This is a genomic window from Brevundimonas sp. GW821-FHT02A10 (genome assembly GCF_059422025.1).
In genome coordinates, this window is sequence record NZ_JBWKWC010000002.1 from 163,357 (window position 1) to 175,402 (window position 12,046).

The following is a 12,046-nucleotide window of genomic DNA, read 5'->3' on the forward strand; positions in this document are numbered from 1 at the left end:
TCCGCTAGATCACGATCAGCAGAAGCGCCGCCGCGACGGCCGCTCCGATGAGGATCAGCGGACGGTTGTGGCGATGCAGGAAGGCCGCAAGGTCGCCCGAAGCCGTGGCGGCGCGGTAGTCGTGGTCGTGGGGCTCATGGTGGCAGGTCATGCCGTTATTAACGATCTGCGGCTGTCACGGTTGCATTTCAAGCCGCTCCAGGATGCGTCAAAAACGGTCGCATAACTCGCAAACGTTCCACTGATGTTCTCCGGAACGTCTTGGCAACACCCCGAAAGCGTGTTCTACATCTGTTCACAGGGAGCGGGTCCGCGGCGGGTCTCTCCCAGGCAATCGATGGGAATCATGGCAAGGGAGAGCGGTAAAATGGCTTCGCAGGCGGCATTGAAATTGGTGGGCAAGGAAGACGGCGACAAGCAGCGCGCCCTCGAGGCGGCGATCGCGCAGATCGATCGCGCCTTCGGCAAGGGCTCGGTGATGAAACTGGGCAAGAACGGCGTGGCCGATGTGATCCCTTCGGTCTCGACCGGATCCCTCGGCCTGGACATCGCTCTGGGCATCGGCGGCCTGCCGCGCGGGCGGGTGATCGAGGTCTTTGGTCCTGAGTCCTCGGGCAAGACGACCCTGGCCCTGCACACAGTGGCGGAAATCCAGAAGGCCGGCGGCACCGCTGCCTTTGTCGACGCCGAACACGCGCTCGACCCGGGCTATGCCCAGAAGCTGGGCGTCAACCTCGACGACCTGCTGGTCTCGCAGCCGGACACCGGCGAACAGGCGCTGGAAATCGTCGACACCCTGGTCCGTTCGGGCGCGGTGGACATCGTGGTGGTCGACTCCGTCGCCGCCCTGACGCCGCGCGCGGAAATCGAGGGCGAGATGGGCGACAGCCTGCCGGGTCTTCAGGCCCGACTGATGTCGCAGGCCCTGCGCAAGCTGACGGGCTCGATCAACAAGTCGCAGTGCATCGTCCTGTTCATCAACCAGATCCGTCACAAGATCGGCGTCATGTACGGTTCGCCGGAAACGACGACGGGCGGCAATGCGCTGAAGTTCTACGCCTCGGTCCGTCTGGACATCCGCCGCACCGGCGCGATCAAGGACCGCGACGAGGTCGTGGGCAACACCACCCGGGTCAAGGTCGTGAAGAACAAGGTCGCCCCGCCGTTCCGCGAGGTCATCTTCGACATCATGTACGGCGAAGGCATCTCCAAGCTGGGCGAGATCATCGACCTGGGCGTCAAGGCCGGGGTGATCGAAAAGTCCGGCAGCTGGTTCTCCTATGACTCGACCCGCATCGGTCAGGGCCGCGAGAACGTCCGCGCCTTCCTCAAGGCCAACCCCGACATGGCCGACTCGATCGAGGACAAGGTCCGCAAGTCGCAGAACAAGATCGCCGACGACCTGCTGGGCGCGCCCGAGCCGGACGAAGGTCAGGACCTGGAAGGGTAATTCCGCTCATCCCCGCGCAGGCGGGGACCTGGACACTCCCTCCGGCTGGTCCTCGCGACCCGCCGCCGACCCCGCGGGGCTCGGGCCGGAGTGAGCAAGGGCCGCCCCGCGCAAGCGAGGCGGCCCTTTTTTCTTGTGCGTTGCGACTGCAGACGAGCGGCTCAGCAGAATCCAAATGTGACGGTCAGGCCAAGGCGCCGCTTCTGATCATGTTGCGCCCGTAGACCCGCCACCAATCCTGGCGAGCCGGCCAGAGCGACCGCCTGACCGGATCGGTCAGGCGGCCTTCCTGCTTGTCCGTCAGGACCGTCTGATCACCACTCCGGCGGCAGGTAGGGACCCATGCCGGAACAGACATACATAGGCGTCTTGACCTCATAGCCAGAAGGTAGCTGCGGCGAGGTCACATAGACCGTTCCGCCAATGCCGCCCACACAGCTGTCCTGCCCGGTCGCGATCAGGTTGGTGAGCTCCGGATCCGAATAGACCTCATAGCTGTAGGCGATCGGAGCGCAGTCGTTGGGCGTCGTGCAGTAGATCCCCGGGCCCGGGTAGTATTGCTGGAACGCCACCGCCGCCGTGGTGAGCGAGGTCGCCACGATCGGGGCCGGAGCCGCAGGAGCTGGAGCCGCAGCCCCCAGAGAAGCCGCCATCATCAAACCCGCCGAGACGGCGCAGAGCATACGCATCTTCATCGAACCCTCCTGTGAACTGCACGGCATGTGCGCAACAACGGTCTCCCGACAATCACAGGTTGGCAACCCAGAGATTTCTCTCGGCCAGGCTTATCCACCGCCCAGGTTGAAACGTCCCCTGCCCTGCCCCTCTTGAAACCAACCCGCCGAAGCGCGACGCTCGCCCTGCTCCGGGAAGGGAGCGCCGATCCGGGAGGATCCCATGTCCAGCAAACCCATCGCCATCCTGCTCGCGGGTCTCGCGGGCGGGGCGGCCGATCTTCTGACCGCCTTCGTCATCTATCGCCCGGCGACGCCGGTGGTGATCCTGCAGTCCGTAGCCAGCGGGTGGCTGGGCAAGGCGTCGTTCAAGGGCGGCCTGCCCGCCGCAGCGTTGGGCCTTGTGTCCCACTTCGCCATCGCCGTGATCTTCGCCGCCCTCTTCGTCCTGGCGGCCGGTCAGGCGCCGGTGCTGCTGAAGAAGCCGCTGATCGCCGGCCCGATCTTCGGCGTCTGCGTCTACGGGATCATGAACGCCATTGTCGTGCCCCTGTCCAACGCGCCCGAGCGGCATGCGCCGACCGCCGTCATGCTCGGCCTCGGGCTTCTGGCCCACGTCCTGTTCGGCCTGGCCCTCGCCTTCACCGCCTCGCGGATGCTAGGCCCGAAGGCCTGAGTTCACGCCTGACTTCCACTCGCCTGCCCGGAGTTCCCCATGGCCGCCCCCATCCAGAAGCTGGCCCAGTTCAACCTGGCCGAGACCGACGACGGCTATCTGCTGGAGATCGGCGGCGACAAGGGCGGCCTGCTGACCGTCGAGGCCACCGCCGAGCAGCTGGACGCCATCATCGAAGCCCTCGACGCCCTCATCTCGGCCGATGACGATGCGGTGGACGGCGACGAGCCGGAAGACTAGCCGCCGCTCTCTTCCCCCGGCACAGTACGGCCTCCTCCCGGAGCCCACGCCATGACCCCCTCTCCCGCGACCGCCGACCTGATCGACGCCCATGAGGCGATCGTCGTTTCCTGCCCGGTGCAGTTTCGCAATCTCGGCGGGCGCACGCGTTTCCATGGCCCGATCCGGACGCTGAAGGTGTTCGAGGACAATGCGCTGGTGAAATCCACCCTGTCCTCCCCGGGTGACGGCTGCGTCCTCGTCGTCGACGGCGGCGGGTCCCTGAACCGGGCCCTGGTCGGGGACGTCCTCGCGGGCCTCGCCGTCGCCAACGGGTGGTCAGGCGTGGTGGTCAATGGCGCCATTCGCGACAGCGTCGCCGTCTCCACCCTTGAGCTCGGCCTCAAGGCGCTCGGGACCAACTCCGCCAGAGCCGCCAAAGCCGGCGTAGGCGAAGCCGATATTCCCGTGACCTTCGGCGGGGTGACCTTCGCTCCCGGCCAGTGGCTCTACGGCGACGAGGATGGGATCGTAGTCGCGCCCCACGCCCTGCCTTTGGAATAGCCTCTCCCGCAACAGGGTGATGCGTCCTCCGCAAAACCCCTATATGAGGCCCGTTCCGCCTGTCCCACGCGCGCGTGGCGCAGGCCCTTCCGACGCCGCCCGAGATCAAGACCGCCCATGACCGTCACCCTGAAGCAGATCCGCTCGACCTACCTCGACTTCTTCGCGGCCGATGGTCACGCCAAGGTCCAGTCGGCCCCGCTGGTGCCGCAGAACGACCCGACGCTGATGTTCGTCAACGCGGGCATGGTGCCGTTCAAGGATTACTTCACGGGCGCAGCCACCCCGCCATACCCGCGCGCCACCAGCTCGCAGAAATGCGTCCGCGCGGGCGGCAAGCACAACGATCTGGACAACGTCGGCTATACGGCGCGCCACCTGACCTTCTTCGAAATGCTCGGCAACTTCTCGTTCGGCGACTATTTCAAGGAACACGCGATCGACCGCGCCTGGAACCTGGTGACCAAGGACTTCGGCCTGGATCCCAAGCGCCTGCTGGTCACCGTCTATATCGACGACGATGAGGCGGCGAATATCTGGAAGAAGGTCACCGGCTTCTCCGACGACAAGATCATCCGCATCGCCGGCTCGGACAATTTCTGGGCCATGGGCGACAGCGGCCCCTGCGGCCCCTGCACCGAGATCTTCTGGGACCACGGCGACAAGATCGCCGGCGGTCCTCCCGGCTCGCCCGATGAGGACGGCGACCGGTTCGTGGAGATCTGGAACAACGTCTTCATGCAGTTCGAGAAAGAAAACGACGAGATCGTTCGCAAACTGCCCAAGCCCTCGGTCGACACCGGCATGGGTCTGGAGCGGATGACGACCGTGCTGCAGGGCGTGCATTCGGTGTTCGAGACCGATCTGTTCAGGACCCTGATCGCCGCTTCTGAAGAGGCGACCTCGACGAAGGCCCAGGGCGAACAGGCCGGCAGCCACCGGGTCATCGCCGACCACCTGCGCTCGTCGTCCTTCCTGATCGCCGACGGGGTGACGCCGTCGAACGAAGGCCGTGGATACGTCCTGCGCCGGATCATGCGCCGCGCCATGCGCCACGCCCACCTGCTGGGCGCGACCGATCCCCTGATGCACCGTCTGGTGCCGACGCTCGTCTCGGAGATGGGCGAGGCCTATCCGGAGCTCGGCCGGGCGCAGGCCTTCATCGAGGACACGCTGAAGCAGGAAGAGATCCGCTTCCGCACGACCCTGGGCCGCGGCATGGCCCTGTTCGACACCGCCGTTCAGGGCTTCAAGCCCGGCGACATGCTGGATGGCCAGACCGCCTTCACCCTGTCCGACACCTACGGCTTCCCGCTCGACCTGACGCAGGACGAGGCGCGCCGTCGCGGCTATTCGGTCAATGTCGACGGCTTCGAGGAAGCCATGGCCGAGCAGCGCGAGCGCGGCCGGGCCAACTGGAAGGGCTCTGGCCAATCGGCCAACGCCGGCGAATGGCTGGCCCTGCGCGACCGCCTCGGGCCGACCGTCTTCACCGGCTATGACAGCGTCGACGCCTCGGGCGAGGTTCTGGCCATGGTGCACAACGGCGAGTCCGTCGATCGCGTCGAGACCGGCCAGACGGCCGAAATCGTCTTCGACCAGACCTCCTTCTACGGCGAGGGCGGCGGTCAGGCCGGCGACCAGGGCGAGATCGAATGGGCCGAAGGGTCCGGCACGGTGCTCGACACCCAGAAGCACGGCGGCGACCTCTATGCCCACCGCATCGAGATCACGGCGGGCACGCTGGAGATCGGGACCCGGGTCCAGCTGCGCGTCTCGCCCGAGAAGCGCCTGACGACCCGCGCCAACCACTCTGCCGCCCACCTGCTGCACGCCGCCCTGAGCCACGTGCTGGGCGCCCACGTGGCCCAGAAGGGCCAGATGGTCGACGCCGACCGCATGCGCTTCGACTTCAGCCACAACGCCCCGGTCACCGAGGCCGAGCTGGCCGCCATGGAGGTCGAGGTCAACGCGGTCATCCGTCAGAATATCCCGGCCGAGACCAGGCTGATGACGCCGCAGGACGCCATCGACGCCGGCGCCGTGGCCCTGTTCGGCGAGAAATACGGCGACGAGGTCCGCGTCCTGACGCTGGGCCGCTCGCTGACCGACGAGGCCAAGGCCTTCTCGGTCGAACTGTGCGGCGGCACCCATGTCGCCCGCACCGGCGATATCGCCCTGTTCAAGATCATCTCCGAGACCGGCGTCGCCGCGGGCGTGCGCCGTATCGAGGCCCTGACCGGCGAGGCCGCGCGCCAGTATCTGCTGGCCCAGGCCGGTGTGGCCAAGGGTCTGGCCCAGGGCTTCAAGGTCCAGCCGCTGGACGTTCCGGCCCGCGTCGAAAGCCTGCAGACCTCGGTCAAGGCGCTGGAGAAGCAGGTCGCCGACCTGAAGAAGCAGCTGGCCCTGGGCGGCGGTTCGGGCGCCTCGGCCGCGCCGGAAGAGATCAATGGCATCAAGCTGATCGCCCGGGTTCTGGACGGCGTCGACGGCAAGGGCTTGCGTGGCGTCGCCGAAGACTTCCGCAAACAGGTCGGCTCGGGCGTCGTGGCCCTGATCGGCGTCACCGACGGCAAGGCGGCGGTCACCGTCGCCGCGACCTCGGACGTGACCGACAAGGTCAACGCCGCTGAGCTGGCCCGTGCGGCCGTGCTGGCGATGGGTGGCCAGGGCGCCGGCGGCAAGGCCGATTTCGCCCAGGGCGGCGCGCCGGACGGGTCCAAGGCCGAGGACGGTCTGGCGGCGGTGCGAGCGGCTCTGGGTTAACCGCTTTCCTTCTCCCCTTGCGGGAGAAGGTGGCAGGCGGAGCCTGACGGATGAGGGGTCACGCTGACGGCTGACGTCATGCGAAATCCCTCACCTTATCCGCCGGTGTGACCCCTCATCCGAGCCGCTTCGCGGCCCACCTTCTCCCGCAGGGGGAGAAGGAAGACTTCAGCTCACCGCCTTCACATTGTCGTCGGACGTCCGGTCGATCCATTTGTTGTACGGATCGACCCCGGCAAAGGTCGGCTTGACCGCCGTGACGAAGCGGAAGGTCTGGACGCCCGAGTGCAGCGGGCGGCGTTCCATCACCACCACCGACCGGTTGTCGAAGCCCGCCTTGCCCGGCTCGGCGGTGAACAGGCCGATGTCGATGCTTTCGTTGAGCGGGGCCTCGGTCTCCACACCCTTGCCGCTGGCATAGAGCTTCTTGGCCTCGACGGTCAGGGTCACGTCCCATTTGCCGTCGGCGCGACGGACCGCGCGGGTCTGCGTCGTCTTCAGGTCATAGAGGGTCACCTTCTCGAACAGGTCGGTGATCAGGGCCTGTTTGTCGGCCGGGGCGTTGGCGCGCAGGGCCTGAACGAGATCGACCGACCGGGCGTAGGGCGCGGAGTGGAAGGCATAGCGCTGCAGCAGGGACTGAAGGGCGCGGTTGACCGCCTCCTCCCCGATCTGGTCACGCAGCAGGTACATGACCATCGCCCCCTTGCGGTAGTGGATGTACTGCTGGTTCTCGACCCGCTCGAGCGGCAGTTCCTCCAGCCGTTCCGTGCCGCGACCGCGCAGATAGGCGTCCAGCTCGTACTTCAGGAAGCGGCGGATCTGGCTGGGTCCGTACATCTTCTCCATGACCATCAGGGCCGAATACTGGGCCAGGGTCTCGGACAGGGAGGTTGCGCCCTGCATGTCCGCGCCGATGATCTGGTGCGCCCACCACTGGTGCGCGAACTCGTGCGCCCCGACGTAGGTGACATAGTCGACCTTTGTCGGATCCGAGACGTCGGCGATGAAGCCGAGGTTTTCACTCCAGGCGAAGGTGTTCGGATAGGACTGGGCGAAGGAGGCGTAGGGGAACTCGCTGATCCGCGCCTGCCGGAACTGATAGGGCCCGAAGTGGGCGGTGTAGTAGTCCAGCGAGGCGGCCAGGGCCTGCATCATCTTGGGCACGTTGCGGCCGTGCTGGGCGTCGTAATAGACGACCAGGTCGACGCCGTTGTGGCTCTGGCGCGCGATCTGGTAGCGGGCCGACTGCACCGACAGGAAGTAGAGCACCGGCGCCTCGGTCACGAAACGCACCGTGCGGCGGCCGTTCTTCGTGACGTCCGAGCGCTGGTAGCCGGGCGCCAGGGGCGTCTGGTCGGCGTCGGTGGTGACGGTGATGTCGGTATTGACCCAGTCGGCGCCGATGTAGTTGCGGCGCGTGGCGGACAGGTCCTCGAGCTTCGCGGGACGCAGCTCGGGCGGCAGGCCGTATTTGCGGCGCTTGGTCCGGTCGGTCAGCAGGCCGCCGGCGCGGCTCATCCCGACAATCGGCGCGAACTCCATATTGTTCACGAAGGTGCCGTTGTCGGCGATCCGGGTCATGTTGCCGTCGTTCTTGAAGCCGCGCTGCTCCATCACGGTGTCGAAGCTGACGGTGCGGCGTTCGCCCGGCTGCATCGGGGTGTCGAAGCGGTAGATGCGGTAGTCGAACTCCTTCCACTCGCGCACCATTCGCGCGCCCTGGACGGTCAAGTTCTTCATCTCGAGGTCGTCGACCCAGCGCAGGTGCATCTCGCCCAGAGGCGCGCCGGTGTTGTTCTGGATCACATAGGAGCCGCGCGTTTCCAGACGCGGCGCATGGGGATGCAGGTCGAGGTCCAGCTTGACGTCGACAATGGTCGGCTGGGGCGTGGTCTCGAAGCGCAGCAGAGTCTTTTCGTACTCGGCCGACCGCTTCTCCTCGGCGTCGGAGTTCCGGTAGGTGTTCCAGACATTGGTGTTGACGAAGATGAAGCCGCCCAGACCGATGAAGGCGACCAGGGCCACGACGGCGACGACGCCGGCAGGGCCCTTCAGCAGGTGCGGCAGACGCTGGAAGCGCGGCAGGTAGCGGGTCTCGGTCCCGCGCCGCCACAGACCGTATGCCAGCACCAGCAACAGGGTCGCGCCCATGGCCCAGTAGCCGTTGGTCCAAAGGGCGAATTTCCAGGCGTCGCCCAGGCCGTTCATGTCCGACTGCGGCATGCCGACACCGGACCCGTAGCGGTAGAGGACGTGGTCAAAGCCCATGTTCGACAGGACGATGGTCGAGATCAGATAGGCCACCATGATGGCCCAACCGACGAACTTGTTGGGCGACAGCGACTGCACCACGATGGCCAGGACCGCGGTCATGGCGAAGCGGATTGTCACCGGCAGGACGTACCAGAGCAGGTACTTTTCGAGCTCGAAGTTGAAGTAGCCCTTGAAGGCCTGGATGCCGACGCCGGCGACCACGCCGACGAGCAGGATGGAGGCCAGGACCAGGATCAGGGCCAGGGTCTTGGGCAGGAGGAAGGTCCAGTCCGGCGTCGCCGAGGCGTCTATCAGCTCGTGCATCTTGCGGTCGCGGTCGCGCCAGACCAGCTCGCCCGAATAGTAGATGGCCACGATCATGGCGACGAAGCCGAACGAGCCCTGCAGGGCGGTGATCATCACCCGCGTCACCGGCAGGACGGGGGTGCCGTAGATTTCGCCCGAGACCAGGGTCACGACGATGGCGAAGCCGAGGGCGAAGACCATCAGGATGCCGAAGGCGACGCTCTTGAACACCAGACTCATTTCGAAGGCGGTGCGGGCGCGCAGCTGGGTCCAGCCGCTGGCCCAGCCATGGCTGGCGGCAGGCAGGGCGCCGGTGATCGGCTCGCGCGCGGGGGCAGTGGCGACGATCTTGCGCAGGGCGTCGGCCTTGCCCGCCTTCGCACCGCGCCCGGTTGGCTGATAGAGCCAGTAGGTCGCGGCCAGAACACCGAAGCCGACAGCCGTCCAGATCAGCTTGTTCCAGAGGAAGACGCCGGTCAGGGGCAGGTTGATCGTGTTCTTCTCGGCGGCGGTCCAGTATTTGGTCGCCAGCCCATAGGCTGATGAACCGAGCGGTTCCGCCCAGGCCATGATGTGCTCGTATTCGGGCTTGGAGCCCAGGACGCTCGAGGCGATCAGATAGGCGATCAGCACGCCCACCACCCCGATATAGGTCGCCATCATCGACTTGGTGGCTGTCGCAAGGGCGAAGAACAGGGCCGAGGTCAAAAAGAGCGCGGGCAGGCCCAGCACGGCATAGGCGTAGAGATAATCCAGCGGCCGGAACGGCCCGATGGTCTCATGGTCAATCCAAGGCGCGAGCGTGCCCGCCAGCATGCCGATGGTCACGCTGGCGAAGCACAGTGCGGAGGCCAGGAAGGCGCCCGTGAAGCGGCCGTACAGATAGTCGAAGTTCGACATCCGCGTGGCCTGGACGATGGGTCCGAAGCCGGACTGGACGTCGCGCACGATCACATTGGCCACGATCACCGTGGACCCCAGCATGAAGAAGAGCGCCATCGAGACGTGGATCGCGGCCAGGAAATAGGGCGCGTTCTTGAAGACGTTGCCGCCGGCGCTGACGCTGACGTTCGGAATGGCCAGCATGCCGAACCCGAACAGGGCGAACATGATGGCGATGACCCAGAAGGCCGGCTGGCGCAACTGGTAGCGGAATTCGAATGCGGCGACCTTGGCGAACATGATCAGTCGCCCTTACGCCGGAACTTTGCGCGAGGCGGTCAGGGTGGCGAAGTAGACGTCCTCCAGCCCGCCGGCGACGGGCTCGAAGCCTTCGCCGGGACGGCGGTCGGACAGGACGTGGATGACGGTCTTGCCCGCGAACAGGCGCGTGGAGATGACGTCGTAACGGTCGCGCGCCTCCTTGAGCGCCTCCTTGTCGATGGTCTTCTTCCAGACCCGGCCGTCCATCTCCTTGATCAGCTCAAGGGGCGCGCCCTGACGCTGGATCTTGCCGCCGGCCAGCACCGCCATGCGCGGGCAGAGGTCGGCGACGTCCTCGACGATGTGGGTCGACAGGATGATCACGACATTGTCGGCGATCTCGGCCAGCAGGTTCAGGAAACGGTTGCGTTCCTCGGGGTCGAGGCCCGCCGTGGGCTCGTCGACGATAATCAGTTTCGGATTGCCGATCAGGGCCTGGGCGATGCCGAAGCGCTGGCGCATCCCGCCCGAGAAGCCGGCCAGGGCCTTGTTGCGCACCGGCCAGAGGTTGACCTGTTGCAGCAGGCTTTCAACCGTCGCCTTGCGGTCCTTGCCCGAGGCGATGCCCTTGAGCACAGCCATATGGTCGAGCATGTCGTAGGCCGAGACGCGCGGATAGACGCCGAAATCCTGGGGCAGATAGCCGAGGGTGCGCCGCAGCAGGTCCGGGTTCTTGATCACGTCGATGCCGTCGAAATCGATCGCGCCCGAGGTAGGCGTCTGCAGCGTCGCGATCGAACGCATCAGCGTCGACTTGCCGGCGCCGTTCGGGCCCAGCAGGCCGAACATTCCGGTAGGGACCTCCAGGCTGACGTCGTCCAGGGCCTTCGTCCCGTTGCCGTAGACGTGGACGAGATTCTTGATCGACAGCATGAGACAGCCCCTTATCCAAACGCTCGAGACAGTCCTGCCCCAGCCTCTGACTTTGTCAAGCGACCTTGTCAGCCGGGAGCGCCCGCCGCAAGTTACCGACTTGTAAGGATAGCCCCGCCAACCCTCTGGCGTCGGGCGGTCGACCGGACCACTATCGCCCCATGCCGTCACCCAAACGCCTGATCCATCTGCACTGGACCCTGTTGATCGCCCTGGTCTGTGCGGTGGCGGTGGGGTTGTTGACGCCGGGCGACTGGCGCTGGCCGACGCGGGTGGCCGCGGGGTGGGACGCGGGCGTCGGCCTGTTTCTTCTGGTCACCATGATCAAGCTGGCCCGCATCCGGTCAGTGGACACGATCCGCACCCGCGCCGCCGAGTTGGATGACGCGGGTACAGCCGTCCTGCCGTTGAGCTGGATCGCGGCTGCGGCCAGCGTGGTCATCGTCATCGGCGAGACGGCCGGCGCCCCGGCAAGCGAGGCGGCGTCCAGCGCCTTCCTGACCATCGCCACTGTGGCCCTGTCGTGGTGCTTCATCCATCTGATCTTCGCCGAACACTACGCCCACGGCTTCTACGGCCCGGGCAAGACGGGCAAGGACGGCAAGATCAAGGACCGGGGTGGACTGATCTTCCCGGGTGAGACCGAGCCCGACTACTGGGACTTCATACACTTCGCCCTGATCATCGGCGTGGCCAGCCAGACGGCTGATATTCAGATTTCCGACCGCCGCCTGCGCCGCATCTCCTCGATCCACAGCGTCACTGCCTTCGTCTTCAACACGGTCATCGTGGCCCTTGCGGTGAATTTCGCCGTCAGCCTGCTGGGGCACTAGAGGCCGCAAAACGCCGTTCCGCCTTGACTTCGCCACATGAAGCGCCCATCTGCGCTGCGTCGCACAATTGCGGCCCCCGGTGCGCTCCAGCGCGTGTGGGTCTTCACCTCCCCGTCGAAGACCTGACTGTAGCAGCGGCCGGCCCTCAAAATCATTCGCTGCCCGGACACGCGGGGCGGCGCCCGATCCACCCCGAAGGCCTCACGCAGAGGCTCCGTCGGGACTG

10 protein-coding genes are annotated in these 12,046 nt (G+C 66.2%); 6 read left to right on the forward strand and 4 right to left on the reverse strand.

The window, feature by feature from the left end; genetic code table 11:
• Window positions 1-4: 4 nt before the first annotated feature.
• Complete coding sequence (locus tag AC07U0_RS07185) at window positions 5-151, reverse strand: hypothetical protein (protein WP_494719348.1); 147 nt, start codon at window positions 149-151, stop codon at window positions 5-7.
• 216 nt (window positions 152-367) lie between these two features.
• On the opposite strand from AC07U0_RS07185, the gene recA reads away from it, so the two are divergent.
• Window positions 368-1,450 (forward strand): recombinase RecA, encoded by a 1,083-nt coding sequence (recA, locus tag AC07U0_RS07190; RefSeq protein ID WP_494719349.1) that lies wholly within the window; start codon window positions 368-370, stop codon window positions 1,448-1,450.
• A gap of 314 nt (window positions 1,451-1,764) precedes the next feature.
• Here the strand turns inward: recA and AC07U0_RS07195 are convergent, their stop codons facing one another.
• Window positions 1,765-2,145 (reverse strand): hypothetical protein, encoded by a 381-nt coding sequence (locus AC07U0_RS07195; protein ID WP_494719350.1) that lies wholly within the window; start codon window positions 2,143-2,145, stop codon window positions 1,765-1,767.
• 202 nt (window positions 2,146-2,347) lie between these two features.
• On the opposite strand from AC07U0_RS07195, the gene AC07U0_RS07200 reads away from it, so the two are divergent.
• From AC07U0_RS07200 to alaS, 4 genes are all read left to right on the forward strand, one after another.
• Window positions 2,348-2,800, forward strand: a complete 453-nt coding sequence (locus AC07U0_RS07200; protein ID WP_494719351.1) for a hypothetical protein — start codon at window positions 2,348-2,350, stop codon at window positions 2,798-2,800.
• Between the two features lie 39 nt (window positions 2,801-2,839).
• Complete coding sequence (locus tag AC07U0_RS07205; RefSeq protein WP_494719352.1) at window positions 2,840-3,040, forward strand: hypothetical protein; 201 nt, start codon at window positions 2,840-2,842, stop codon at window positions 3,038-3,040.
• Window positions 3,041-3,091: 51 nt separating this feature from the next.
• Complete coding sequence (gene rraA / locus AC07U0_RS07210) at window positions 3,092-3,583, forward strand: ribonuclease E activity regulator RraA (protein ID WP_494719353.1); 492 nt, start codon at window positions 3,092-3,094, stop codon at window positions 3,581-3,583.
• Between the two features lie 117 nt (window positions 3,584-3,700).
• Window positions 3,701-6,349 (forward strand): alanine--tRNA ligase, encoded by a 2,649-nt coding sequence (gene alaS, locus AC07U0_RS07215; protein WP_494719354.1) that lies wholly within the window; start codon window positions 3,701-3,703, stop codon window positions 6,347-6,349.
• 168 nt (window positions 6,350-6,517) lie between these two features.
• Here the strand turns inward: alaS and AC07U0_RS07220 are convergent, their stop codons facing one another.
• Together AC07U0_RS07220 and AC07U0_RS07225 are read right to left on the reverse strand one after the other, a co-directional pair.
• Window positions 6,518-10,093 (reverse strand): ABC transporter permease/M1 family aminopeptidase, encoded by a 3,576-nt coding sequence (locus AC07U0_RS07220; protein WP_494719355.1) that lies wholly within the window; start codon window positions 10,091-10,093, stop codon window positions 6,518-6,520.
• A gap of 12 nt (window positions 10,094-10,105) precedes the next feature.
• Window positions 10,106-10,987, reverse strand: coding sequence for an ABC transporter ATP-binding protein (locus tag AC07U0_RS07225; protein ID WP_494719356.1), 882 nt, complete (start codon window positions 10,985-10,987; stop codon window positions 10,106-10,108).
• 161 nt (window positions 10,988-11,148) lie between these two features.
• Between AC07U0_RS07225 and AC07U0_RS07230 the strand changes: the two genes are divergently transcribed.
• Window positions 11,149-11,820 (forward strand): DUF1345 domain-containing protein, encoded by a 672-nt coding sequence (locus AC07U0_RS07230; RefSeq protein WP_494719357.1) that lies wholly within the window; start codon window positions 11,149-11,151, stop codon window positions 11,818-11,820.
• Window positions 11,821-12,046 lie beyond the last annotated feature (226 nt).